Raw genomic sequence first — 25,495 nt, forward strand, 5'->3', positions numbered from 1 at the left:
GCTCCGGCCCGCCCGGGTCGGTGCGGCGCCGGCGGCCGTCAGTCGGCCAGGTCGGCAACGGTCGGTGCGATCCGGCCGAACAGATCACCGACGGTGGTCAGGGCGCTGGTGTGCAGGACGTTCGCGGGCACCGTGGTGCCGTCCGGGGCGGCGAGGGGGCGGGTGGCACATGCTTCGGCGACGACGGTCGGGTGGTAGCCGTGGTTGAACGCACCCTGTGCGGTGAAAGTCACGCACATGTGGGTCATGAAACCGGCCAGCACCAGCTCCGGGCCGGCGGCCACGCGCCTCAGGGTGTCGTGCAGGTCGGTCCGGTGGAAGGCATCGGGAAAGGTCTTGACCACCACCGGTTCTCCGTCCACCGGGGCGACCTCGTCGATGATGGCGCCGACCTCGGAGCGGATGTCGTAGGGCGTACCCGGGCCGCCGTCGTTGACGACGTGCACGATCGGCCGGTGCAGCGCGCGCGCCGCGCGCAGCAGCCGGGCGCCGGCCGCGACCGCCGTGCCCGCATCGGGTAGGGCCATCACGCCCGAGCGATAGGTGTTCTGGAAATCGATCAGGACGAGGGTCGCCTCGGCGAGGCGGGGCAGTCGCTGGTCGAGTCCGACGATCCGCCGCAGGGGAGTGGAGACGGTGGTCATGGTGTCCTTCTTTCTTTGTGCGGCAACGGTTTCCGGATCGGCAACCGTGGCTACGGGTGGTACGTGGGTGTTTTCGGGCAGGCGCCGGTGCCGGGCCGGACACAGGGTCCGGCTCGGTCGACAGCGGGATCGGATCAGGCGGTGGTGCGGAACCGCCTGCGGTAGGCACCCGGACCGGTGCCGAGGCGACGCAGGAATGCGCGGTGCAGGGTTTCGACCGAGCCGAGGCCCGCGTCCCGCGCGACCCGGGTCAGCGGCAGATCGCTGGTCTCCAGCAGTCGCCTGGCGGCCTCGACCCGTGCGGCCTCGACATAGGCCGCCACGGTGAGCCCCATCTCCTGCCGGAACACCCGGGTGAAATGCCGCTCGCTCAGGCACATTCGGTGCGCCAGCGCGGCCGCCGACAGATCGGCGTCGAGATTCTCCGCGATATAGGTGCGCAATTCGTCGATATCGCGCCGGGCCGGCGCGGGCCGGCTCAGCGGCACACTGAACTGGCTCTGTCCGCCCTGCCGGCGCAGATAGACGACGAGTTGCCGGGCCACCGCCAGGGCCAGTTCCTCACCATGGTCCTCGGCGACCAGGGCCATCGCGAGATCGAGGCAGGCGCTGATGCCCGCACCGGTCCACACCCGGCCCGACCGCACGAAGATCGGATCCGGATCCACCGTGATGGTGGGGTGATCGGCGGCCAGTTGGTCCGCGGTCGACCAGTGGGTGGTGGCCGTCTTACCGTCGAGGAGCCCGGCGGCGGCCAGCAGATGCGCACCGACGCAGACCGAGGCGATCCGCCCGGTGCGCGGCGCGACCGCCCGCAGCCAGCGCACCACTTCGTCGTCCACCCGGGCGACCGGGCCGGACGGACCGGCGTCGACCGCGCCCGGGACGATGAGAGTGTCGATGCCCGTGTCGATGTCGTCGAAGGCCAGGTCGGGGAGCACCCGGACCCCGGCCGCGGTGCGCACCGCCTCGCGATCCGGTCCGGCCAGCAGCACCTCGTAGTCGGCCGTGCCCCGTCCCTCCCGGTTGGCCAGTGCGAACACCTCCGCCGGACCGGTGACGTCGAGCAGGTCCACATCCGGAAAGGCCGCGACCACCACGCGATGCTTCGATGACATGCCTCCCATCCTGTGGGGTGTCCGGTGGTGGCCGCAACGACAGATCACTGTCGGATCCGGTCATTCCGCTCGTGGAAGGCCCACCCGGCTCCTGCGGCGAGCAGCCCCATGGCGACCATGTACAGCCAGCCGGCCCGGAAATCGGACAGACCGTAGCCACCGGTCCGGGCGAGGATCGCGGTGAGGACGGCGACGCCGAGCGCCGAACTGGTCTGGCGCGCCATCATCAATGTGCCCGAACCCAGCGACAATTGCTCCGGCGGCAGCAGTGCGGAAGCGCCGAACAGGGGCGGTTGCAGCAGGGCGGTACTGATGCCGGCGAGTACGGCACCGGGCAGGAAGACCGTCGCGTAGCTCGCGCCGGTACCGCACAGCGCGGTCCACCACCCCGCACCCGCCGCGATCGCCAGACCGCCGAGTGCCGCCGAGGCCCGCGCGCCGATCCGCGCCACGACACGACCGGACAGCGGCGACACGAGCAGGCAGCTGATCGGGATCGGCGCGATGCCCAGGCTGGCTCGAAGTTCGGAATAGTGCCACTGCGCGGTGAGGAACAGGGTGCCCGACAGCAGCAGGGCGGCGAAGGCCAGGTAGTAGCAGAAGACCCCCAGCGTGGCGATGCGAAACATGCGGTGCCGCAGCACGACCGGGCTCACCACGGGATCCGGATGGCGCCGCACGTGATAGCCGAAGGCCAGCGTCAGGGCCACCGCGCCCGCGAGGGTCGTGAGTGTGGCCGCGGAGCCGTAGCCCCAGGCCGCGGCCTGGACGAACACCGTGGTCAAGGCCGCGGTCGCCCCGAGAATCAGGGCGGCGCCGAGGAGATCGAGCCGCCGCCGAATCCGGGCGCGGATATCCGGCAACACCCGCAGCCCGAAGCCGAAGGCCGCGATCGTGATCGGAACGTTCAGCCAGAAGATCCACCGCCAGCCCAGTTCGAGCAACAGCCCGCCGATCACCGGGCCACTGCTGGCGCCCGCGGCGGCGATCGCCGTCCAGATCCCCATCACCGTGGCGTGTTCGCGCGGATCGAAACACGGCAGCACGAGGCCCAGCCCGGTGGGGACGAGCAGTGCCGCGGCGGCCGCCTGCAGAATTCGGGCGGCGATCAGGATCGACAGCGTCGGCGCCAGTGCGCATCCGACCGATGCCAGGCCGAAAAGCGCTGTGCCGAGGAGGAATCCGCGGCGGCGGCCGGTGTCGTCGGCCAGCCGCCCGGCCGGTACCAGCAGTGCGGCCATCACGATCGTGTAGGCGTTGAGTACCCAGGACACCGAGCTCGCGGAGGCACCCCGGAACGCATGTTCCAGGGTGGGGAAGGCGACGGTGACCGCGAACAGATCGAGGATTGCCAGGTATTGCGCGACGCTTGCCACCGCGAGGACCCGCCAGCGTCGGGGTGAGCCGACGAGAGTGGCCGGGTCGGCCGACCGGAGACTGTCCGTGATTGTCATACCAGCAACTATTCAGTCGCGAACCACCAACGTTCGAGTGGCAGAACTGCCACCATGCGCTAGATTTTCGACATGACAGTGGAATCGCCGGCGGAACCGGGACGACCCCCGACGGTGGCCGTCGCCGTGGCCCCGGGCCAACCGGTGTTCGAGGTCGCCATCCCGTATCAGGTCTTCTTCGAACCGCCGGTCGGTGTCGAGGCCGAGCACTGGTACCGATTGCGCATGTGCGGGCCGCGTGGCACTCGCCATGCGACACTGCGGGATCCGTTCGTCACGCTGACCGACTACGACTACGACGACCTGATCGCCGCCGATACGGTGGTGGTCCCCGCGACCCCGGACGTCCGCGTGGATCCGCCCGCCGACCTGGTCGAGGCGGTCCGCGCCGCCTACGACGCCGGTGCCCGGATCGCCGCACTGTGTTCCGGCGCCTTCGTGCTCGCCGCCGCCGGACTGCTGGACGGTCGACGGATGACCACGCACTGGAAGCATGTGCCCGTGCTGCTGGAGCGCTATCCGCACCTGGATGTCGATGCGAGCGTGCTCTACATCGACGACGGGCAGATCCTCACCAGCGCCGGCACCATGGCGGGTATGGATCTGTGTATCCACATGATCCGCAAGGATCTCGGCGCCCGCGTGGCCAACGCCGCGGCACGGGCACTGGTGGTGCCGCCGCATCGCGCGGGCGGGCAGGCCCAGTACGTGCCGACCCCGGTCCCGGCCGGCGCGACCGATCCCGGCCTGGCCGCCACCCTGCAGTGGGCGCTCGCCCGCCTGGACACCGTCCTCACCATCGGTGACCTGGCCCGCCACAGCGGTCTGAGCGAACGCACCCTGGCCCGTCGCTTCCACGCCGAACTGGGGACGTCGCCGCTGCGCTGGCTGCTGTCCCAGCGCATCATCCGCGCGCGGGAGTTGCTGGAGACCACGGACCTCGCGGTCGATCTCGTCGCCCAGCGTTGCGGTCTGGGGAGCGCGGCGAATCTGCGCGCGCACTTCGGCCGCGAGGTGGGAATCGCCCCCAGCGAGTACCGGCGGTCGCATCGCAGCAGCCGCCACGAGGTCGTCTTGGACACCTCGGCGTAGCGGCGCTCGGCGGGCACGGCTCAATGTGGCTGTGCGGCAGCCCTTCCCGCGCGGCGCCCGAAGAAGGTGCCGTCGCCCAGCGAGGTTCCGCTGATGTAACCGAGTCCGTGCAGGTTGACCGCGGCGCGGCCGGCCGCGAAGAGGCCGGGGATGGGTGTCGCGTCGAGGTCGAGCACCCGGCCCTGCCGGTCGGTGTGCAAGCCCCCGAGGGTGAAGACCGAGGCGCCGGTACCGCGCCGGTCGCCGCTCTCGGCGGGCGGCCGGATGCCCGCGCGCACGTCCACGGCGGCCAACGGGGAGCGCAACGGACGCAGCCAGCGGGCGGCCTTGTGCTGATCGGGATCGGTTCCGCCGGCGGCGAATTCGTTGTATCGCCGCAGTGTCGCGTCCAACGCGCCGGGCGGCAGGCCCATCGCGGCACCCAGTTCCTCGGCGGTGTCGGCGACATGGGTGGGCCGGACCCCCCATCGTTGCTGTTCCGGAACGGCCTCGAAGGCCTCCTCGTCGAGGACCACCCACACCCGCATCCCCTGGGTGAACAGTGCCGCCTGCCCGATCCGGCCGGGGTAGGTGTCCTCGTTGACGAATCGAACGCCCTTGTCGTTCACCACGATTCCGCGCGCCGCCAGGCCGGGGATCAGCGAGATACCGACCTGGCCGGTCGCCATGTGGCGCACGGCGGCACCCGCCGCCTGGGCCATCCGGATCCCGCTGCCGTCGTCGGTCCCGGCGCTGACCTTGGTGTGGCCCAGCAGCAGGGGAGCGTGCGCGGCCAGCATCTCGTCGTTGTCGACGAATCCGCCGGTGGTGAGCACACAGCCGCGCCGCACCCGGATCGTCGACTCCCGGCCGTACCGCCGGGCCACCACACCGGTGATCGCGCCGTCGTCGGTGCGGATCAGCGTGGTCGCGCAGGTATCGAAAAGCGTGCGCACGCCGGCGGATTCGACCGCGTCGGTCAGGCACTGCATCAGCAACCGGCCCCCGAAGTCGTTGGCGGTCGGCCGGTGCCCGCGCGGCGCCGGGCGGGCGATCTCGGTGAACGGCCAACTGTTCTCCCCGAGCCACATCAGTCCGTCGTCGGTCGGCGGCACCCAGGCGGGCGCATCCCACAGCGACGGCTTGAACGGGACGCCGCGGTCGACGAGCCAGTGGAAATGCTCGACGCTGTGTTCGCAGTAGTCGGCGATCTTGTCCGCATCGGCCCCCGGGCCGAGCGCGGCGTTCAGGTACGCGGCCATGTCCTCCGGGGTGTCGTCGAAGCCGCAGGCACGCTGGATGGGCGTGCCACCGCCGAGATAGATCTCGCCGCCCGACATCGCCGAGGAACCGCCCGGGCCGCCCGCCCGATCGAGGACGAGGACGCGGGCTCCGGCCCGCGCGGCCTCGAAAGCGGCTGCGGCACCGGCGCATCCGTAACCGACCACCAGCACATCGGTGTCGAGGTCGTAATGGGTGATCTCGCGCGCCGAGCGGGGCGCGACGGCGTGAACCGGCATGGTTCCTCTCTCGTCGGCGGTACGCCGCGCCCGATCGGACGCGGCGTACCGGTGTGGTCAGCGTCCGGGCTTGTCCAGCAACTTGGTCTTCAGCGCGTCGACCGTCGCGGCGTCGACACCCAGCCCGTCGGACAGGAACCGGTCGAAGGATCCGTAGGACTGGCGTACCTGGTCGAAGGAGGCGTCCAGATAGTCGGCCTGTACGCCGAGGATCGGGTCGAACAGCGCCGGATCCTGGACCAGCCCCCGCTGCACCAGGGCATCCATCTGCGCCTTGTTGCTCGCGGCCAGATAGTCGTTGGAGGCCAGATAGTCCTTGTAGATCTGCCCCTTCGGCACCCCGAGCGCCGACATCAGGATCGCGGTCATCCAGCCGGTGCGGTCCTTACCCGACGTGCAGTGGTAGAGCACCGCGTCGGGCGAGCCGGCGATGGTCTGCACCGCCGCGGCGAACTGGGCCCGGGCCGCGTCGTCGGTGACCAGCCAGCGGTAGTAGTCGCGCATGATCTGCGCGGCCTTGCCGTTGCCCAGCTGGTCCTGCTGGGCCTGCGGGCCACCGGCGATGACGCCGGACACCATGAGATAGAAGTCGTTGCTCGGGTTCCAGACCGACTGTGCGCTGTAGGGGATCGACGGCGGCAGCTGATCGGGGGCGGCCTTCATCTCGTTCGGGCTGCGGAAGTCGATGATCTTGCCGATCCCCAGCGAGGTCAGCTTCTGCTGATCGGCCGGCGAGAGGCGATTGAGCGCATCGGACCGATAGACCACGCCGAAACGGATCTTGCCGCCGCCGTGTTGGGTCGGATAGCCGCCGATATCGCGCGCATTGGGCGCGGAGATACCCAGCGACTGCTGCTGGTCCGAGGTCGCCGGTGCGGTGTGGACCAGCGGTGGGGCGGCGAAGGCGGGGGTGGTCGCCGCGGGCAGAACGGCGATGAGCGCGGCGGCCAGACCGGCCACCGATCCCCGCAGGACATGCGAAATCGGCACGAGTGGTGTTCCTTTCCTCGAGGTCCGCCGCATCGTGGACGGACCGCGTCACACGCCGCGATGACGATGCGGCGTCGATCTCGGCAGCCGGCGGTACTAGGCGTCGGCGAGCAGGGTGACGGTGCCCGTGGCCCCGTCGACCCGCACCCGCTGCCCGTCCGACAGCCCGGTGCTGGCGGTCTTGGTGTCCACCACGCACGGAATTCCGAACTCGCGCGCGACGATCGCGGCGTGCGAGGCGGAGCCGCCGATATCGGTGACCACCGCCGCGGCATAGGCGAACATCGCGGTGTGCCCGGTGTCGGTGACCGAGGCGACCAGGATGTCGCCCGGCTCGATATCGTCGTCGGAGCTCAGTACCAGTTTCACGGTGCCCTCGACCACGCCCGGGCTGACGCCGGTACCGGTGAGGCTCTCGCCGACGGCGAGAGCGCCCGAGACCGGTTGCGGTTCCCAGCGGCCCACCACCAGATCGGGCATCCGGATGGCCTGCAATCGCACCCGCTCCGCCCGGCGGCGTGCCACGCGATCCGCGAGATCATCGGGCGCCCAGAGTAATTCGTCGAGGGTGAGGAACCAGGCGTCGTCGACGTTGTTGAGCAGGTGCCGGTCGACGAGTCGGGTGGCGAGCTCGCGCGCCGCCATCCGCAGGCAGTTCGTGTACCGCACTACCGCGTCGCGCACGCGTTCGCGAGCCACCGTGGCGCCGACCGCCATGCGCGCGGTGCGCGAGGTCGGTTCGGCCACCGCGTCCCGTTTCGGCGCGGGCAGTTCCGCGGCCCGGGCGGCCGCCGTGACCAGCAGTTCCGGCCGGTCGCCGAAGGTCGGGTTGAGAAATTCGCATTCGCCGGGGCCGCGGTGGCCCACCACGGCCAGTTCAGCGTCCAGGGCCGCGGCGAAGCGCGCAGAGCGGCGGCGCGCCAGTGCCACGTCTCCGGCGCGGGCCGCCTCGTGTACCTGCGGGTCCTCGCGGCAGATGGCCGCCAACCGCTCCACGGCCAGCATCGTCCGCGCCGATTCCAGGCGGTTGACATCGATCGCGACGTCCGGCGTATCCGCGCCCCGGGCGTGCATCGCGGTCGCGGCGCCGACCAGCATCACCCCGATCGAGGCCGCCGCCCAGGACTGGTTGAGCCGGTCCCGCCACAGCAGCGCGCGCGCATGCAGTTGCGCATCGGTCAGTTTCGCGATCTCCGCGGCGGTCAACGCCTCGCGGCGGGAGGCCGCGTTGATCGTTTCGGTGGTGCGGCCGTAGCGCAGCGCCGTGGCCAGCACCCGACCGGTCGCCTTCGCGGTGCCCCAGGTACTGCCCAGGCCGGTCGGCATCGGCGGGCGGCCCATGGGCTGCAACGGAACCTCGGGCGGGATCGCGCCGTAGACGTCGCGCCGGATGCTGTCCTCGTCCCAGCCGGGCATGTTGTCCGCCGCGAGCACGCCGATCGAGGCGTTGATGAAAATGTGATGGCCCAGCACCGAGGTGACTCGACTGGTCCAGTGCTCCAAGGCGATTCCCTCGAGCGCGATCATATGGCCCATCGCGGCGTTGGCCAGCCGGATCGCGCCGGCCTGCAGATCGATGGTGAGCGGGCTCATCGGTCCCGGCAGCGCCTCGGAGGTATTGGTCGCGGTGTGGACGGGAATTCGCGGATCGACGCGATCGTCGAATTCGCCCTCCAGACCGTCCGGGGCGGCAACCTCGAGCGGATGTCCGTCGGAGGTCGTCGCTCGCGCCGGAATCACATAGTCGGGCAACGGGATCTCGCCGCGGAGGGCACGGAACCCGGCTCCGTGGGCCCGGCGGCCGATCAGAGCGCGGGCCATATCGTCGACCACCTCCGCGGCGGTCCAGCCGTATCGGAAATCCCACTCGTGCTGCGCCGTCCCGGGATCGAGCGGTGGCAGGCCGGCCCGCCGGGGCCGCCCGACGCGTGCCGGGAGGCGGACTCCGGCCGCGCGGAGGGCGGCGCGCGCCTGTCCACCCGAAATATCGCCGGGCGCAACCAGATCGACCGTTCCGTTCCGGTCCGTCGTCGCGGCGGTCACCAGGAAGCGTTCCACGTCGTCGGTGTGGACCAGGGGCAGCGGCTGGGAGCGGCCGGCGCTCAGCACGGACCGCAGCACCGCACGGCTATCGGCGTCGGTACGCCGCCCCGCCACCCACGCCGTGCGCACCAGCAGCGCCCGAGCGCCCGAGTCGGCCACGACCGTGCGCACCGCGGCTTCTCGGCCGGCGAGCACCGGAACGATCAGACGGGCGCCGGCCGCGCGGGCGGCGCCCGCCGCGGCCGCGATCGGGGCCGTCGACAGGTGCAGCACGGCGGCGCAGTCGTCGGCGAGCCCGCGGAACGACCCGGCGCTGCCGGGGTCGGCGATCCGCACCGGGATCCGCGAATCCACATAGCGATGCCCGGCCCGGTCCAGCCCGACGACCTCGTGCCCGGCGGCCAGCAGCATCCGTGCCACCGCACGGCCGCTCGGTGTGGTGATTCCGGTGATCAGGACCCGCATCGACTCTTCCTCCTCGCGCGCGCCACTCAGGAACGTGACGCCGTTCACACACCATGGCGAGTCCGCCCCGCGCAGCCCCGGCCAAGTCTCGGTCAGCGGGAGCGGCGGTTCGGTGAGCGGATGGGCGCGAGACCGCGGGGGGACGGTTCCGATGATCGGGACTGTCCCGGCGGTCGCTCACCTCCCGGTCGTAGCGTCGAGACATCGCCCAGCGTGGGGCCGCCGCGGTGGAGCGCGGCCGCGGAGATGCAGGAGGAACACCGGCAATGACGAACAAGGTGCTCGACCGGGTGCGTGATCTGCTCCCGGGTATCGGGGAGCGTGCGGTGACGGCCGAAGAGCAACGGCGGGTACCGGAGGAGACGATTCGGGAGCTCACCGCCGCCGGGGTGTTCCGGATGCTGCAGCCCAGCCTGTTCGGCGGTGCCGAAGACTCCCCGGTCGCCTTCTACGAGGTGATCCGGACGATCGCCACGGTCTGCCCGTCGACGGCCTGGGTGGCCTCGGTCCTCGGCGCCCACCCGTGGCAGCTCGCGCTGTTCGATCAGCGGGCACAGCAGGATGTCTGGGGTGCGGACCCCGACACGCTGGTGTCCTCGTCGTACGCGCCCACCGGCAAGCTCACACCGGTCGAGGGCGGCTTCGAGATGAGTGGCCGCTGGAGCTTCTCCTCCGGCTGCGATCACGCGAGCTGGGCCTTCCTCGGCGCGGTGGTGCCGAACGAGCAAGGGGGCGCGGACTATCTGACCGTGTTGGTCCCGCGCACCGACTACCGCATCGAAGACGTCTGGCACGTCTCCGGCCTGTCGGGCACCGGAAGTAACGACATCGTGGTCGAGAAGGCCTTCGTTCCCGCCTACCGCACCTACAGCGCCGCCGACCAGTCGGCGCTCGTCGGGCCCGGGCAGCAGGTGAATACCGCACCGCTGTACCGGATCTCGTTCGCGAGCGTGTTCTCCAACACCATCACCGCGCCCATCATCGGCGCCGCGCAAGGGGCCTACGAGGCGCATCTGCGGCGGCAGCGCGAGCGGGTCCGGTTGTCCTACGGCGGGCAGAAGGTCGCCGAGGATCCGTTCGCTCAGGTTCGGATCGCCCGGGCGGCCTCCGAGATCGACGCCGCCGTCCTGCAGCAGGAACGCAATATCAACGAACAGTTGCGCTATGCCGAAGCGGGCGAGGAGATTCCGTACGAGTTGCGCCTGCGGACCCGCCGCGATCAGGTGCGCGGCACCGAGCGCGCGATCTACGCCATCGACCTGCTGTTCGAGAACTCCGGCGGCCATTCGATCCGCAAACCCAATGTGATCGAACGAAACTGGCGTGATGCGCACGCCGGCAACGCGCACGTGATCAACGACGTCGAACGGGCGCTGGCAATGTACGGTCAGGGTGAAATGGGCGTCGAGGTCGCGGAGCGGATGGTCTGATGGGATTCACTGCCGAGGACACCACGCGCTGGGTCACCGTCGACGGGGTGAAACTGCGCTATCACGAGGCGGGTTCCGGTGCGCCGCTGGTGCTGCTGCACGGGTCCGGCGCCGGCGTCTCGGGGTGGGCGAATTTCGGCGCGAATCTGGACGCGCTCGCTCCGCATTTCCGCTGTCTGGTCCTCGACCAGCCCGGCTTCGGCGCCAGCGAACCGCCGCCGGCCTACGATCGCAACTATCTGCGCATCGCCGTCGACGCGGTCCTCGGGCTGCTGGACGAACTCGGCATCGCCGAGGCGCACCTGCTGGGCAATTCGATGGGCGGCGCGGTCGCGACCCTGCTGGCCGCCGAACATCCCGACCGGGCCGACCGGCTGGTGCTGATGGCTCCCGGCGGTGTCGGGGTCAACATCCTGGGACCCGAACCGTCGGAGGGGATTCGGCGGTTGCTCGACTTCAACGCCGACCCGACTCCCGAGCGGGCGGTGGACTGGTTGAAGACGATGGTGTTCGATCAGGCGGTGCTCACCGAGGAACTGATCGCGGCGCGTACCGCCGCGGCCTCGGACCCGCGTCAGACCAAGGCCCTCGCCGACGCCTATGCGACGTTCTACAACCCGGCCTTCGCCGATCCGGTTCCGCTGTGGGCCCGGCTGCGCGGGATCGGGCACGAGGTGCTGATGCTGTGGGGCCGCGACGACCGGGTGACACCGGTGGAGGGCGCGCTGTTGCCCGCGCGGCAGTTGCCGCGGGCGGATCTGCGCATCTTCTCCCGGTGCGGGCACTGGGTGCAGGTCGAGCGCAAGGATGCCTTCGAACGGGCGGTGATCGATTTTCTGCGCAACGGCTTGTAGCCGAGAGCCGGACCGCTCACCTGACGGCCGCCGGATCCCCCGCGGATCCGGCGGCCGTCACGCGTCCGGGCCGATCGCGTTCACAGCCCGTGGTCGCGGGCCCAGCCGGCGATCTGGGTGCGGGAGGTGAACCCGAGTTTGGTGAGGATGTGCTCGACATGGGTTTCGGCGGTGCGCACCGAGATGACGAGATCGGCCGCGATCCGCTTGTTGCTGTGTCCGGCGGCCACCAGCCGGGCCACATCCTTCTCCCGGCGGGTGAGCACCGACAGCGCGGCGGTATCGGCGGGGGAGGCCGGTACCGACGGGACGATCGGCGCGGGCGGTTCCCCGGCCTCGCTCGCGCGGCCCAGCGCGTAATCGATGGCCGCCGGTAGGGCCATCGCGGCCCCGGCATCGTAGGCGGCCCGAAAACCGTTGTCGCCCAGGGCTGTCCGGACCTGTTCGCGCACCTTCTCACCGACGGCGCTGGTGATGGTATGCGCCAGCCGCACGGTACTGCGTTGCAGTGTTTCCGCGGCGCCCATCAACCGGGCCGCGCGCTCCATATCGCCGCGGGCGGCCGCCGACCAGGCCATGCCGTCGAATCCGGAGGCGAGCCAGACGCAGCGGTCGAAGAGGGCGAATTCCTCGATCGCCCGGCCCAGGTAGTCGTCGGCGGCGTCCTGATCGCCGAGTCGCCAATGATCGATACCCAGTGTCCACAGGGCCAGTCCGCCCAACATGTGCGGACCGTAGCGTTCGGTCAGCGTGTGGAAATCGCGGGCGATCGCACTGGCGCGCGGATCCCGCAGCAGGGTCGCGCACATGAAACCGAATGCCAGACTGTCCATTTCGGTGGCATGATGGCCGTGCTCGCGCGCCCCTCGCGCGGCGGTGTCGGACCGGCGCAGCGCATCGGCGGTATCCGCGTCGGTGAACGCGATCAGCGCGGAATCCAGCTCGGCTTCGGCGAGGATGTCGGATGCGCCGAGATCGCCGGCGAGGGCGACACATTCGTCCACCAGGCGGGCAGCCGACTCCCGATCCGACAGCAGGGCCGCGAGCGAGGCCGCCGACGACAGCGCCCGGGCTCGCTCCCAACTGGGCTCCGGATTGCGCGCCAAGGCATCGGTCAGCCACCGGTAGCCCTCCGACAGGAATCGGTAGTGCTCCCAGAACGGGCGCAGCACGGTCGCGGTCTCCATGGCCAGCTGCGGTGCGTCCGCCATCGAGAACTGTAGGGCCGAGCGGAGATTGGCGTGCTCGCGGGCCAGTTCCCGGAACCACGGCAGATCGTCGGCGGTCCAGTACGCCCGTTGTCCGCGCAGGGCCAGACCCCGGTAATGGTCGCGGTGGCGGGCCCGGACCCGGCGCTCGTCGCCGTGCTGGACGAGCCGTTCGTGACCGAATTGGCGGATCGGCTCCAACATCGAATAGCGCGCCGCCGCATCGTCGTAGCGCAGCCGCAGCACCGACTTGTCCACCAGCCCCGCGAGTGCGTCGATCAGTCCCTGCGGTGCGGGCGGCAGGTCACAGACCGCCTCGGCGGCATCGATGTCGAAGCCACCGGCGAAAACCGACAACTGTTGCCACAGCAGCTGTTCGGTCGGGGTGCACAGCTCGTAACTCCAGCGGATCGCCCCCTCGATCGTCTGCTGCCGCTCGGGTGCGGTGCGTGGGCCGGCGCTGAGCAGCTCCATGGTGTCGTCGAGCCGGTCGCGGATCTGTTCGGGGGTGAACACCCGGAAGCGCAGTGCCGCCAGTTCGAGGGCGAGGGGAATCCCGTCGAGCCGGTGACAGATCGCGGCCAGGGTGTCGCGGTTGGCGCGGGTCGGGGTGAATTCCGGATTGGCCGCCGTCGCCCGCTCCACGAGCAACCGCATCGCGTCGCTGTCGTCGTCGGCGATGGGTAGCGGCGGGATCGGCATCACCTGCTCCCCGGGAACGCCCAGCACCTCGCGGCTGGTCGCCAGCACTCGCACCTCGGGGGTGGCGGCGACCAGATGGGCGACGAGTTCGGCACAGGCGTCGATCAGATGTTCACAGTTGTCCAGTATCAGCAGCAGTCGCTTGTCGGCGAGAAATTCGGTCAGCCGCCGCAGCGGGACGGTGGTGTCGTCGCGCAGATTCAGCGCTTCGGCCACGCTGAGGGTGACCAGCTCCGGATCGTGCACATCGGCCAGTTCGACCAGCCACACCCCGTCGGGAAAGGCACGTGCCGTCGCCGCGCCGACCTGCCGGGACAGCCGGGTCTTGCCGACCCCGCCCGGTCCGAGGAGGGTCAGCACCCGGGTCGCGGGCAGCAATCGTTTCGCGGTGGCCAGCTCGTCGCGGCGGCCGACGAAACTGGTGACCTCGGCGGGAAGATTCCCGGTGACACGCCGCGCCATGATCGCCAACCCTATCCTGATCGAAACGCCTGCGGACCACATCGGCGATGTCGGGCGCGGCGGTGTGCCCGGGCCGGGAACGGGAATAGTCTGGGTGGGTCCACAGCCGTTCCCCCGCCGGTCCGTTCGGGCCGCGGGCACCGGTGGTACCCGACTACTCCAGGAGGCCCGCAGTGCGGATCGGCATCATGCTCAGCGAACAGACCGGACCGGATGCGCTGGTGCGCATGACCGATGAACTGCAGCAGATCGCCGACGAGGGGTTCGAATCGGCGTGGCTGTCGCACATCTTCGGCCTCGACGCGCTCACCGCGCTCGCCGTCGCCGGCAGCAAGGTTCCCGCCATCGAACTCGGCACCGCGGTGGTGCCGACCTATCCGCGCCACCCGGGTGCCCTGGCCCAGCAGGCTGCCACGACCGCGCTGGCCGTCGGGCGAGGCCGGCTCACCCTGGGCATCGGCCTGTCGCATCGGATCGTCATCGAGAACATGTTCGGTTACGACTTCGAGCGCCCGGCCCGGCATATGAAGGAATATCTGTCGATTCTGGGCCCGCTGCTCGACGGCCGGCCGGTGTCCTACCGCGGCGAGACGCTGAGCGCGAATCTGGGCTTGACCGTCGGCGAGACCGGCCGGATCCCGGTGCTGGTGGCCGCGATGGGCACGCAGATGTTGAAGTTGGCCGCCCGCCGCACCGACGGCACCGTGTTGTGGATGACGGGACCGGCGACGATCGCCGACCACATCGCCCCGACCATCACCGCCGCGGCGGCCGAGGCGGGCCGCCCGGCGCCGCGCGTGGTCTGCTCGCTGCCCGTCCTCGTCACCGACGATGTCGACCGGGGCCGCGAGCGGGCCGCGACCGTGTTCGCCGCCTACGGTTCGCTGCCCTCGTATCGCGCGATGATGGACCGCGAGGGCGCCGAGGGACCGGCCGATCTGGCGATCATCGGCACCGAGGAGCAGGTCGCCGCGCGCATCGAGCAGGTGTTCGCGGCCGGTGCGACCGAGTTCGTCGGGGCACCCTTCGTCGGCGGCCAGGCCGCCGAACGCACCCGCAAGCTGCTGACCCAATTGGCGGACTGAGGCGTCGCGGTGGCGCGCCGCGCGCGGCTCGAGGATGTGGAGCGGCTGGCATCGGAGATGCCGCATGTGAACGTGGTCCGCGGCTCGCGCGGTAATCCCGTCTACCAGGTCGGCGGCAAATCGTTCATCTTCTTCCGCAACCCGCGCCCGGATGCCGTCGACCCGGAGACCGGACAGCGGTACCCCGATGTGATCGTCTTCTGGGTGCCGTCGGAGTCGGACAAGCTCGCGCTGGTTCAGGATCCGGACTCGCCGTTCTTCACCACCCCGCATTTCGACGGACATCCGTCGGTCCTGGTGCGGGGGTCGCGAATCGGCGAACTCGATCTCGACGAATTGCGTGAGGTTGTGCAGGACGCCTGGCTTGCGCGGGCCTCGCCGGCGCGGGCGCGGCGCTGGTCGGCGGAACATCGGCTCTGACCGACCGGCCGCGCGAGACCGCGACCGGTCCTGTGCCACAGGGGGATTCAGTGGGCCGCGACCGCGTCCAGACCGGCGAGCTGGTGTCGCATCCGCTCCCGTTTGGTGCGCAGGTAGCGGACGTTGTGCTCGGTCGGGTCGGTCTGCAGCGGGATCCGGCGGGTGACCGCGATCCCGTGGGCCTGCAGCCCGGCCTCCTTGTCCGGATTGTTGCTGAGCAGCCGCACCGACTCGACGCCCAGATCGCCGAGGATCTGCGCGCCCGCCCCGTAGCGACGGGCGTCGATCGGCAGGCCCAGGCGCAGATTCGCATCGACGGTGTCGGCGCCGGCATCCTGTAATTCGTAGGCGCGCAACTTGTTCAGCAGCCCGATCCCGCGCCCCTCCTGACCGCGCAGATACACCACGACGCCGCGGCCCTCGGCCGCCACCGCGCGCAGCGCGGCGTCCAATTGTTCCCCGCAATCGCACCGCAGTGAGCCGAAGGCGTCACCGGTCAGGCATTCCGAGTGCAGGCGGGCCAGCACATCGGTGCCGGCCGGATCGCCGAAGACCAACGCGAGATGTTCGACCGGCGGCTGCGTTCCGGAATCGGCGTCGCGGTAGCCGTAGACCTGGAAATCGCCGTAGCGGGTGGGCAATCGAGTCGCGGCGAGACGGGTGACGGTGTGCTCGTTGCGCTTGCGGTGCTCGATGAGGTCGGCGATCGAGATGATCGGCAGTCCGTGGGTGCGGGCGAAGGTCAGCAGCTGTGGCAGGCGCGCCATGGATCCGTCGTCGTTGACCACTTCGGCGATGACGCCGGCCGGCCGCAGTCCGGCCGCCCGCAACAGATCGACCGTGGCCTCGGTGTGGCCGGGGCGGCCCAGCACTCCGCGCGGATGGGCTCGCAGCGGGAAGACGTGACCGGGGCGGGTGAGATCGGCCGGCGTGGTGCGCGGATCGGCCAGCAGCCGCATGGTGTGCGCGCGATCGGCCGCCGAGATCCCGGTGCTGATGCCGGCGGCGGCATCCACCGATACGGTGTAGGCGGTGCCCTTGGGATCCTCGTTGACCGCGGTCATCGGTGGCAGTGAGAGTCGGTCGAGGTCCGTACCGGGCATCGGCACGCAGAGCACGCCGCTGGTATGGCGGATGAGGAAGCCGATGGTTTCCGGGGTCGCGAACTCCGCGGCCAGGACCAGGTCACCTTCGTTCTCCCGATCCTCGTCGTCGACCACCACGACGGGTCGACCGGCGACCAGGGCGTCGAGTGCGTTCCGGATGGAATCCAATTCACCGCTCATCATGCACCTCCTGTATGCCTAATAGAAATATTCCGGAACACGTACCGCTAGGAAGGGTTCCGCTCAGTGAGATTCTGGGCAGCCGGTCGTCCGCCGGTCGCCGGATCGGCATTGACCTCGAGTGCGGTTGAGGATGCACGCTGGAGGCATGACACAGGCCGCAGAGTTCTGGAACACCGTGTACGACAACGACACCGCACCGTGGGTGATCGGCGAGCCGCAGCCGGCGATTCTCGAGCTGGAGCGGGCCGGGCTGATCCGGGGCCGGGTCCTCGACATCGGCGCCGGTGCCGGCGAGCACACGATCGCGCTGACGCGCCGGGGATACGACGTGCTCGGCATCGATCTCTCGCCGAGCGCGGTCGAATACGCCCGTCGCAATGCCGCCGACCAGGGCGTGCCCACCGCGCGATTCCGGGTCGCCGACGCGGTCCGGCTCGGCGCCGACCCGGCCGCCGCCGCCGAACTCGGCGTGTTCGACACCATCGTCGACAGCGCCCTGTTCCACATCTTCCGCGAGGAGCCGGACGATCGCGCCATGTATGTGCGCGCCCTGCACGCCCTGTGTGCGCCCGGGGGCACCGTGCACCTGCTGGCGCTCTCGGACGCCGAACCGGGGATCGGCCCGCGGATCAGTGATCGCCTCATCCGTGAATCGTTCGGTACCGGTTGGGAATTGGCCGATGTGCAACCATCGCGATACCGCGGGCGGGTGACCGGGTTGGTCTCGGCCGAGGCCGCCGATCTCGACCTCCCCGCGGACGGGATCGTCGAGAGCGCCGCGTGGTTGGCCCGGATCCGCCGGTTGTGACGGCTCGGCCGCTAGCGCTGCCGCGCCTTCGAATTCGGTGGGGCCAGCGGTGATTCGCGATGACGCGGCAGCCGGCCCCGCTTGTTCAACGCCTCCAGATCCGCGAGCAGATCCTCGGCCAACTGCCGTTCGGCCTCGTAGTGCCGAATGCACCAGCGCAGCACCGCACTGGGGAAGGCCCAGTCCGGATTCGCCTCGGAACCCTCGGCGTCGGCGGCGGCGCGGCGGCGCATCTTCTCGGCGTAATCGATATGCGCCGTGAGGATTTCCCGCAGCCGCTCCGGTTCGGCCAGATGTCCCAGCCAGGCGCGCAGCAGCACACTGTGTTTGAGTACCGGCGCCTCCACCGGCGAGTGATTGACCCAGTGCGCCACGGCATCTCGACCGGTCGGGGTGATCGCGTACATCCGCTTGCCGCGCACACCGTCCTCGGAGGTCACGGTGCGCGAGGTGACGTATCCGTGCTTCTCCAGGCGTTTGAGTTCGGCGTAGATCTGGCTGAACGACGGGCTCCAGTAGAAGAACTGCAAACTCCAGTCCGCCCACTTCTTCAGGTCGTAGCCGGACAGCTCGTCCGCATGCGAGAGCATCCCCAGCACGGCCCACGAGGTGGTCGGCAGATCGGTGCCAGATGTCATCGCCGAACTATACCGCCCAGTCATATGTGGATCCGAAATCAGCGCCAGCGGGTGCGGTGCGGGAACAGTGCCCGTCCGGCCTCGTGTACCACCTCGAGGACGACGCGGGCCAGCCGGTCGTAGCTCATCGCCTCGGCCCGGCCGGACAGCGACAGCGCGGCCGGCGGAGCGCCCCGTCCGCGCAGCGGCGCCGCGACGCAGGCGATTCCGACCATCGCCTCCTCGCGGTCGATCGCCACCCCCTGCCGCAGCCGGATCTGGCCGAGTTCACGGTGCAGCGCATCGGGTTCACAGAGGGTGCGCGGGGTCAACCGCGGCAGCCGGGAGCGGAATGCGGCCTCGGCGATCGTCGGTTCCAGGGCCGCGAGCATGGCCTTGCCGAGTGCGGTCGCGTGGGCGGGCATCCGGCCGCCGAGGCGCGTCGGCAGTGCCGCGGCGACCCGGCCGCCGGCCTTGTCCAGATACACCACCTCGCGCCCGTCCAGCACGGCCAGATGGCCGACCATGCCGGTGCGCTGGGACAGCTCGTGCAGCAGCGGACTCACGGCATCGCGAATCTCGTTGTGGTCGGCGGTCAGTCCGCCCAATTCCAGGGTGCGCATGCCGAGCCGGTAGCCGCCGGCCGAATGGGCCAGCCAGCGCAGCCGGATCATCTGATCCAGGATGCGGTGCACGGTCGAGCGGGGCAGGCCGGTCCGTTCGACGAGTTCCAGCAGCGTCAGTGTGGGCGTCGCGGCATCGAAGGCGTCCAGGATCAGGGTCATCCGCTCGATCATCGACACCGGGATCGGTCCCGACCGCGGACCGCCGGACGCGCGCCGGCCCGATTCGACCGGATGCCGGGTGGCGGCGGACTCGGCGGCTCGATGAGCCGCGGCGGGCGTCGCGTGATGCGGGGCGGTGGTGGTGCGTTCCGCGGCGGGCAGCACGGTGACGGTCATATGTACCTCCGTTGGCTCATATGCAGTCTAGAAGTATTTCGACTAGGCATGTGCGGTTTCGGTGTGTGTGTTACCAGTCACAGTGGCCGGTCACCCGCCCCTCGCGAATCGGTGGAACTACGTAGGCGCTACCGAACTATTTCCCGGTCACCGGGCCTGCTCGTTGACCCGCACTGGGCGCGACCTGGTGTCATGACGAGAAGCTATATATCGGTTCGAAATAAGGAGTGGACGTGGAGCCGTTGGTCCGGATGGATCCCACGATCTCGGATACGACCTTCAAATCCGTGCTGAGCAGGTTCTGCACCGGCGTCACGGTGATCACGGCACTGGCCGGCGACGAGCCGGTCGGCTTCAGCTGTCAGTCGTTCTCGTCGCTGTCCCTCGATCCGCCGGCGGTCGCGTTCTTTCCCGCGCGTACCTCGACCTCGTGGCCGCGCATCCGCGAGGTGGGCCGGTTCTGCGTCAACATCCTCGCCCACGATCAGGCCGATATCTGCCGGGCGCTGGCCCGCAGCGGGACCGACAAATTCGCGGGCGTCGACTGGGTTCCCTCCGAGAACGGGGCACCGCGGCTGAGCGGCGCGCTCGCCACTGTCGACTGTGAACTCGACCGAGAGATCGACGGTGGGGATCACACCATCGTGATCGCCCGGGTCACAGCGCTCACCGAGCATTCCGACCAGCCCCCGCTGCTGTTCTACCGCTCCGCTTTCGAACGACTCCACGGCCACTGACGGGCGCGTACCGAACCGCCCCGCACCGGCGGGAACCGTGGCCGGTGGCCGGTGCCGATCTCCCGGACAGTGGGACTACGCATGCCGCGGGCCGTTCCGGATGGCGAGCATCGAGTCGGTACCCGGGGCGTGGTTCTGCCGACGGGCGATCGGAGCCGACGGCAATCGAGACGGAGGAATCATGAACAGCGACAGCGAAGTGCGGGTCATCGACGCCGGCGCACCGCCCACCCGGTTCGCGCGCGGGTGGCACTGCCTGGGCCTGGCCGACTCCTTCCGCGACGGTAAGCCGCACACCGTCGCCGCGTTCGGCACCGAACTGGTGGTCTTCGCGGCCGCGGACGGCACCCTGAACGTGCTCAACGCCTACTGCCCGCACATGGGCGGCAATCTCGCCGACGGCACGATCAAGGGCGACTCGCTGGCCTGCCCGTTCCACGACTGGCGCTGGAACGGCAAGGGCAAGTGCACCGGAATTCCCTACGCGCGCCGGGTTCCCCCGCTGGCGCGGACGAAGGCGTGGCCGACGCTGGAGGAGAACAAGCAGCTGTTCGTGTGGAATGATCCGGAGGGTAAACAGCCGCCCGCCGATATCGTGATTCCGCGCATCGACGCCGCCTTCGACGACGAGTGGACCGACTGGACGTGGAATTCCATGATCGTCGAGGCCAACTGCCGCGAGGTGGTCGACAACGTGGTCGACATGGCGCACTTCTTCTATGTGCACTACGGCTTCCCGACCTTCTTCAAGAACGTCTTCGAAGGTCACATCGCCAGCCAGTACATGACCTCCATCTCCCGCGAGGACATGATGGGCGAGACCGCGAAGGCATTGGGCGGCAAGAACACCCTGCATTCCGAGGCCTCCTACTACGGCCCCTCCTACATGATCGACTATCTGCGCAGCGAGAGCGCGGGACTGTCGGTCGAGGGCTACCTGATCAACTGCCACTACCCGATCACCGAGAACCGGTTCGTCCTGCAGTACGGGGCGATCGCGAAGAAGCCCCAGGGCGTCCCGCCCGAGCGGGCCGAACAGATCGCCGCGGCCTTCGTCGGCGGCCTCGGCAAGGGGTTCGAGCAGGACGCGGCGATCTGGAAGCGCAAGTCCCGCATCAACAATCCGCTGCTGTGCGAGGAGGACGGCCCGGTCTACCAGCTGCGGCGGTGGTACGAGCAGTTCTACACCGACGTCGCCGACGTCACCGACGAAATGACCGCCCGCTTCGAATTCGAGGTCGATACCACCCGCGCGGTCACCGCCTGGGAGGCCGAGGTCGCGGAGAATCTGGCCAAACGTGCCGACCAGGCCGTAGCGGGCTGAGAGTAATCGCGATGGAACAGGTTACGTGCGCATCCTGTGGCACCTGTGTGCTGGTGGAGAAATTCAGCCCGCAGCATACGAGCGTGCAGTGGAACCGCGCGGCCACGGCGCGGTGCACCGAACTGGCGCCGGGCGGGGCCCGCGCGCACACCTGCTCGGCGCTGCGCGGCAGCATCGACGCGGCCGTGCGGGAGGGCCGGTTGACAGTCAGCACGCGCGATGTCGATGTGCGGACCCGCGGCCGCACCCGCGCGTAGCGGCCCGCCATCGGACCCGAAATCGACAGCACAGGAATGGATGTGGTGCAGCCGATGACACCGGCAACCGGTATCGACACCCGCGATCGGCAGACCGCGGCGCAGGCGGATGACGGGGCGGACGCTCCGGCCACGGAACCGGCCGGCGCCGCGGGTCGCAACGGCGAGGGGCCTGCGCTGGTCCGTATCGTCCGCGTCGTCCGCGAGACGGCCGACGCGGTCTCGTTGGAGCTGACCCCCGAGCCCGAATCCGCCGACCGATTCGACTATCGGCCCGGTCAGTTCCTCACCCTGCGCATACCCAGCGAGCGGACCGGATCGGTGAGCCGGTGTTACTCGCTGTCCAGCGCCCCGCACGAAGACGGTCCGCTGAAGGTCACCGTCAAGCGAACGGCCACCGGTTACGGTTCGAACTGGTTGTGCGACAACGCCGTTGCCGGTGACACCCTGCAGGTGTTACCGCCGGCCGGCCTGTTCACCCCGGCCTCGCTGGACACGGATCTGGTGTTGTTCGCCGGCGGCAGCGGGATCACCCCGGTGCTGTCGATCCTGAAATCGGTGCTGGCCCGGGGCAGCGGGCATTGCACGCTCGTCTACGCCAATCGCGATGAAGCGTCGGTGATCTTCGCCGCCGAACTCGCCGAACTCGCCGCTGCCCACCCGGATCGGTTGCTGGTGCTGCACTGGCTGGAATCGGTGCAGGGATTGCCGAGCGCGCATCAGCTCACCGAACTCGTGCGGCCCTGGGCCGGCCGGGAGGCGTTCGTCTGCGGTCCGGCTCCGTTCATGGACGCGGTCGCCGCGGCCATGGCTGCCCACGGCGCGGACCGGCGCCGCGTGCACATGGAGAAGTTCGTCTCGCTCAGCGGGAACCCGTTCGAGGCCGAACAGCCGGTCTCCGGCGAAGCCGGTGGCGACGACGCGGACACCGCGCGGGTCGAGGTCGAACTCGACGGCGCGAATCATCGGCTGACCTGGCCCCGGAGTCAGGTGTTGTTGGATACCTTGCTGGCGGCCGGGCTCGAGGCGCCCTACTCGTGTCGTGAAGGCGCCTGCAGCGCCTGTGTGTGCCGGGTGGTTTCCGGCGAGGTGTCCATGCGCCGCAACGAAGTGCTCGAGGACGAGGACCTCGCCGACGGCTATGTGCTGGCCTGCCAGGCGGTTCCGGTCACCGACGACGTATCGATCACCTATTCCTGAATCAGCGAACCTCCAAGGAGTGCATATGGCCGCCGTCAGCTCGCTCGGCTACGTCCGCGCGCAGATCGCCGATGTCGCCGCGTGGCGTGAATTCGCCTTCGACATCATCGGATTCGCGGAAGGAACGGGACCGAATCCGGATTCGATCTACCTCCGTACCGACGAGCACACCTACCGGCTGGAGTTGGTACCCGGCGAGCGCGACGAGGTCATCGCGGTCGGCTGGCAGGTCGCCGACCGGCGCTCGCTGGCGCTGGTCCGCGAAACCCTGGTCGGCGCGGGCGTCGAGGTCACCGAGCTGAGCCTCGCCGAGGCGGCCGGGCGGCACGTCGAAGAGGCGATCAGCTTCACCGATCCCGCCGGTTTCACCGTCGAGGTTTTCCACGGCCCGCTGCTCGATCACAGCCTGGTCGTCGGCAAATTCGGAAACCGTTTCGTGAACGGCGATCTCGGCCTCGGGCACGTGGTGTTGCCGGTCCCCGATATCGAGGCCGCCCGACAGTTCTACACGGAGGTGCTCGGTTTCGCCTCGCGCGGATCGTTCCGGGTGGGTCCGCCGGAGCATCCGATCTGGATTCGTTTCATGGGTGTCAACCCGCGGCATCACAGTCTGGCGCTGATCCCCGGCGGGCGGGGCGACGGGCCGGGGATCGTGCATGTGATGGTGGAGGTGGACGCGCTCGACGATGTCGGCCGGGCGCTGGACCGGGTCACCAAGGCGGGCTATCACCTGTCGTCGACGCTGGGCCGGCACACCAACGACAAGATGATCTCCTTCTACGTGCGCACGCCCGGCGGCTGGGATCTCGAATTCGGCTGCGAGGGAATGCTGGTGGGCGAGGACTACGTCGCGGAAGAGATGACGGCCGACAGCTACTGGGGCCACGAATGGGCCCGCGGCTGAGCCGAACGCGACGAGCCGCACCGGCGCGGGGCGCAATCGGATCCGGCCCTGCGCACGGTGTGGATCGCCCGACGAGGATTCAGGCGCCCGCCGACGGCGGGGCGTCGGTGAACGTGACCCGCACCGAGATCGGGTCGGTCTGCAGCGCTGCGAAACCGGCGGCCGTCAACGGGGCGAGCGCCGGATGCGGGGCGAAGGCCCGGGCGCGGGCGACCACATCGTCGTCCGGGCGCAGTTCGGCGGTGGCAGCGCGCCACCGTCCGTTCTGCCGCAGCCGGACCGCAGGATTCGCTCGCACGTTGTTACCCCAACCCGAACGCATCCCGTGCTGGCAGATGATCCAGGCGCCCTCGTCGTCGAACCGAACCGACACCGGCACTCGGCGCGGCTGCCCGGACTTGCGCCCGATGGTTTCCAGCTCCGTGGCGAAGGTCGACCGCACACCGATCCGGTCCAGCGCCGCGAATCCGGGGTTGACCAGATAGCGGCCGATCGCCCGTTCGACGCGGAACTTGTCGATGCGGAACTTGGTCGAGCCGCGATCGCCGCCGACCGCACCGCGCCGGGACCGGAAGGCGTCGAAACCGTTGCGGCGCAGCATCGTCACCGCGGTCGACCAGGGGGACCGGGCCGGGTCCGGATCGAGCCCGGCGCCGAGCCGGTGCAGTTGATCGGTATGCCACTGCAGATCGAGTGCGCCGTCGACGGCGCGCAGCGCACTGCTGCGCGCCAGGCGCCCGCGCAGGCCCAGTGAGATCAGCGGCGGGCGCAGGACGTCGATACCGCCGGCGAGCAGATCGGTGGCCGCGGCGGGACGAACGGTGCTCGGGCGACCGAGACCGACCACATCGCAGACACCGGAGTCGATCGCGTCCGACATCGCGGCCCGGCTCCGGAATCCGCCGGTGACCGCGAGTGGCACGGAGGCCGCGAGCGTGCGGACCGTGTCGGCGTACTCCAGGAAATAGGCCTCGCGCGCCGCCGTGCGGGCCGAGACGGTCTGCGCGCGGCCCATCATCGCCGGGGATTCGTAACTGCCGCCGCTGATTTCGATCAGATCCAGCTGTTCGCCGGCCAGCTGCTCGATCACGGCACGGGATTCGTCCTCGGTGAAACCGCCACGCTGGAAATCGGCCGAATTGAGTTTCACCGCCACCGCGAATCCGGGTTGGACGGAGCTCCGGACGGCGCGGACCACCTCGAGCAGGAACCGGGCCCGACGCTGCGCGTCCCCGCCCCAGTCGTCGGTGCGCTGATTGGCCAGCGGCGAGAGGAACTGCGACACCAGATAGCCGTGCGCGGCGTGGATCTGCACGCCGTCGAATCCGGCCGCCTCCGCGATCCGGGCCGCCGTCGCGAATCGGTGGATCAGGTCGCGAATCTCCGCGTCGGTGAGTGCCCGTGGCACCGGCAGGCCCGGGATGCCGGCGGCGAGTGCCGAGGGCGCCACCGGTCGCTGCCGGGTGGCCAGCGGATTGGCCTGGCGGCCCGGATGATTCAGCTGCATCCAGATCGGGGTGCCCCCGTCCTGGGCGGCCTTGGCCCACCGTGTCAGCGCCGCGAGATCGCGGTCGTCCTCGATCACGACGTTCCCCGGTTCACCGAGCTGGGTGCGGTCGATCATCACATTGCCGGTGACGATCAGGCCGAAGCCGCCGGCGCCCCAGCGGCGGTACAGCCGGACCAACCGTTCGTCGGGAGCATGGTCGGCCGTCGCCAGCCCCTCGCTGAGCGCGGACTTCATGAGTCGATTGGGGAGTACCCGGCCACAGGGCAGCGGGAGCGGGGTGGCTAATCCGGACATGCCTATCCTCCAGGGCGCGGATCGGGGAATGAGGTATACCGATCGGTATAGTCGGCACAGTAGTACACCGATCGGTCTAGGGCAACGGTAGGCTGGACCGTGCAGGGTGGGCGGAGAAAGGATCGCA

The 25,495-nt window shown here is 69.8% G+C and carries 22 protein-coding genes; 11 read left to right on the forward strand and 11 right to left on the reverse strand.

What is annotated here, in order from left to right; genetic code table 11:
- Nucleotides 1-38: 38 nt before the first annotated feature.
- The 3 genes from ON37_RS07475 to ON37_RS07485 form a co-directional block, all read right to left on the reverse strand.
- Entirely contained in the window at nucleotides 39-644 is a 606-nt protein-coding gene (locus ON37_RS07475; RefSeq protein ID WP_040718065.1) for an isochorismatase family protein, read from the reverse strand.
- Nucleotides 645-778: 134 nt separating this feature from the next.
- On the reverse strand, nucleotides 779-1,762 hold the full coding sequence (locus ON37_RS07480) for a GlxA family transcriptional regulator (protein ID WP_040718066.1): 984 nt from the start codon (nucleotides 1,760-1,762) through the stop codon (nucleotides 779-781).
- A gap of 44 nt (nucleotides 1,763-1,806) precedes the next feature.
- Nucleotides 1,807-3,216: an MFS transporter gene (locus tag ON37_RS07485; protein WP_040718067.1), complete on the reverse strand. Its 1,410-nt coding sequence runs from the start codon at nucleotides 3,214-3,216 to the stop codon at nucleotides 1,807-1,809.
- Nucleotides 3,217-3,288: 72 nt separating this feature from the next.
- Between ON37_RS07485 and ON37_RS07490 the strand changes: the two genes are divergently transcribed.
- Nucleotides 3,289-4,308 (forward strand): GlxA family transcriptional regulator, encoded by a 1,020-nt coding sequence (locus ON37_RS07490; RefSeq protein ID WP_051031310.1) that lies wholly within the window; start codon nucleotides 3,289-3,291, stop codon nucleotides 4,306-4,308.
- Between the two features lie 20 nt (nucleotides 4,309-4,328).
- Here ON37_RS07490 and ON37_RS07495 read toward each other — a convergent pair whose 3' ends face one another.
- The 3 genes from ON37_RS07495 to ON37_RS07505 all read right to left on the reverse strand — a co-directional run bounded on the left by ON37_RS07495 (nucleotide 4,329) and on the right by ON37_RS07505 (nucleotide 9,353).
- Nucleotides 4,329-5,807: an FAD-dependent oxidoreductase gene (locus ON37_RS07495; protein WP_051031312.1), complete on the reverse strand. Its 1,479-nt coding sequence runs from the start codon at nucleotides 5,805-5,807 to the stop codon at nucleotides 4,329-4,331.
- 57 nt (nucleotides 5,808-5,864) lie between these two features.
- Nucleotides 5,865-6,797, reverse strand: a complete 933-nt coding sequence (locus tag ON37_RS07500; RefSeq protein ID WP_245553102.1) for a tyrosine-protein phosphatase — start codon at nucleotides 6,795-6,797, stop codon at nucleotides 5,865-5,867.
- A gap of 96 nt (nucleotides 6,798-6,893) precedes the next feature.
- A complete protein-coding gene (locus ON37_RS07505) occupies nucleotides 6,894-9,353 on the reverse strand; it encodes a PEP-utilizing enzyme (RefSeq protein WP_040718068.1) in 2,460 nt (819 codons plus the stop codon).
- Nucleotides 9,354-9,571: 218 nt separating this feature from the next.
- Between ON37_RS07505 and hsaA the strand changes: the two genes are divergently transcribed.
- Nucleotides 9,572-10,735, forward strand: coding sequence for a 3-hydroxy-9,10-secoandrosta-1,3,5(10)-triene-9,17-dione monooxygenase oxygenase subunit (gene hsaA / locus ON37_RS07510; protein ID WP_040718070.1), 1,164 nt, complete (start codon nucleotides 9,572-9,574; stop codon nucleotides 10,733-10,735).
- A complete protein-coding gene (locus ON37_RS07515) occupies nucleotides 10,735-11,589 on the forward strand; it encodes an alpha/beta fold hydrolase (RefSeq protein ID WP_040718071.1) in 855 nt (284 codons plus the stop codon). The genes hsaA and ON37_RS07515 overlap by 1 nt, the downstream gene beginning before the upstream one ends.
- Nucleotides 11,590-11,669: 80 nt before the next feature.
- On the opposite strand, the gene ON37_RS07520 is transcribed toward ON37_RS07515, so the two are convergent.
- Nucleotides 11,670-13,961, reverse strand: a complete 2,292-nt coding sequence (locus ON37_RS07520) for a LuxR C-terminal-related transcriptional regulator (RefSeq protein WP_040718072.1) — start codon at nucleotides 13,959-13,961, stop codon at nucleotides 11,670-11,672.
- A gap of 173 nt (nucleotides 13,962-14,134) precedes the next feature.
- Here ON37_RS07520 and ON37_RS07525 point away from each other — a divergent pair, with 173 nt between their 5' ends.
- Nucleotides 14,135-15,046 (forward strand): TIGR03564 family F420-dependent LLM class oxidoreductase, encoded by a 912-nt coding sequence (locus ON37_RS07525; protein WP_040718074.1) that lies wholly within the window; start codon nucleotides 14,135-14,137, stop codon nucleotides 15,044-15,046.
- Nucleotides 15,047-15,103: 57 nt separating this feature from the next.
- On the forward strand, nucleotides 15,104-15,466 hold the full coding sequence (locus ON37_RS07530) for an MmcQ/YjbR family DNA-binding protein (RefSeq protein ID WP_051031316.1): 363 nt from the start codon (nucleotides 15,104-15,106) through the stop codon (nucleotides 15,464-15,466).
- Between the two features lie 47 nt (nucleotides 15,467-15,513).
- Here ON37_RS07530 and ON37_RS07535 read toward each other — a convergent pair whose 3' ends face one another.
- A complete protein-coding gene (locus tag ON37_RS07535; RefSeq protein ID WP_174362081.1) occupies nucleotides 15,514-16,752 on the reverse strand; it encodes a bifunctional 3,4-dihydroxy-2-butanone-4-phosphate synthase/GTP cyclohydrolase II in 1,239 nt (412 codons plus the stop codon).
- A 148-nt stretch (nucleotides 16,753-16,900) separates the two neighbouring features.
- Here ON37_RS07535 and ON37_RS07540 point away from each other — a divergent pair, with 148 nt between their 5' ends.
- Nucleotides 16,901-17,563, forward strand: coding sequence for a class I SAM-dependent methyltransferase (locus tag ON37_RS07540; RefSeq protein ID WP_040718078.1), 663 nt, complete (start codon nucleotides 16,901-16,903; stop codon nucleotides 17,561-17,563).
- 11 nt (nucleotides 17,564-17,574) lie between these two features.
- Here the strand turns inward: ON37_RS07540 and ON37_RS07545 are convergent, their stop codons facing one another.
- The gene (locus tag ON37_RS07545) at nucleotides 17,575-18,201 is read right to left on the reverse strand and encodes a PadR family transcriptional regulator (protein WP_051031313.1); all 627 of its coding nucleotides are present in this window, start codon (nucleotides 18,199-18,201) and stop codon (nucleotides 17,575-17,577) included.
- 38 nt (nucleotides 18,202-18,239) lie between these two features.
- On the reverse strand, nucleotides 18,240-19,142 hold the full coding sequence (locus ON37_RS07550) for an IclR family transcriptional regulator (RefSeq protein WP_083892801.1): 903 nt from the start codon (nucleotides 19,140-19,142) through the stop codon (nucleotides 18,240-18,242).
- A gap of 251 nt (nucleotides 19,143-19,393) precedes the next feature.
- Between ON37_RS07550 and ON37_RS07555 the strand changes: the two genes are divergently transcribed.
- From ON37_RS07555 to ON37_RS07575, 5 genes are all read left to right on the forward strand, one after another.
- The gene (locus ON37_RS07555; protein WP_040718109.1) at nucleotides 19,394-19,879 is read left to right on the forward strand and encodes a flavin reductase family protein; all 486 of its coding nucleotides are present in this window, start codon (nucleotides 19,394-19,396) and stop codon (nucleotides 19,877-19,879) included.
- A 181-nt stretch (nucleotides 19,880-20,060) separates the two neighbouring features.
- Nucleotides 20,061-21,203 carry a 3-ketosteroid-9-alpha-monooxygenase, oxygenase component gene (locus ON37_RS07560; RefSeq protein ID WP_040718110.1) on the forward strand — a complete coding sequence of 381 codons (1,143 nt, stop codon included), beginning with the start codon at nucleotides 20,061-20,063 and terminating at the stop codon, nucleotides 21,201-21,203.
- Nucleotides 21,204-21,214: 11 nt separating this feature from the next.
- Nucleotides 21,215-21,460, forward strand: a complete 246-nt coding sequence (locus ON37_RS07565; protein WP_040718079.1) for a hypothetical protein — start codon at nucleotides 21,215-21,217, stop codon at nucleotides 21,458-21,460.
- A 54-nt stretch (nucleotides 21,461-21,514) separates the two neighbouring features.
- The gene (locus ON37_RS07570) at nucleotides 21,515-22,660 is read left to right on the forward strand and encodes a ferredoxin--NADP reductase (protein ID WP_083892806.1); all 1,146 of its coding nucleotides are present in this window, start codon (nucleotides 21,515-21,517) and stop codon (nucleotides 22,658-22,660) included.
- A gap of 25 nt (nucleotides 22,661-22,685) precedes the next feature.
- Entirely contained in the window at nucleotides 22,686-23,564 is an 879-nt protein-coding gene (locus tag ON37_RS07575; protein WP_040718112.1) for a VOC family protein, read from the forward strand.
- A 79-nt stretch (nucleotides 23,565-23,643) separates the two neighbouring features.
- Here the strand turns inward: ON37_RS07575 and ON37_RS07580 are convergent, their stop codons facing one another.
- The gene (locus tag ON37_RS07580; protein WP_040718080.1) at nucleotides 23,644-25,368 is read right to left on the reverse strand and encodes a nitroreductase family deazaflavin-dependent oxidoreductase; all 1,725 of its coding nucleotides are present in this window, start codon (nucleotides 25,366-25,368) and stop codon (nucleotides 23,644-23,646) included.
- Between the last annotated feature and the right edge of the window lie 127 nt (nucleotides 25,369-25,495).

This window comes from Nocardia veterana NBRC 100344 (genome assembly GCF_000308855.1).
Classification (GTDB): domain Bacteria; phylum Actinomycetota; class Actinomycetes; order Mycobacteriales; family Mycobacteriaceae; genus Nocardia; species Nocardia veterana.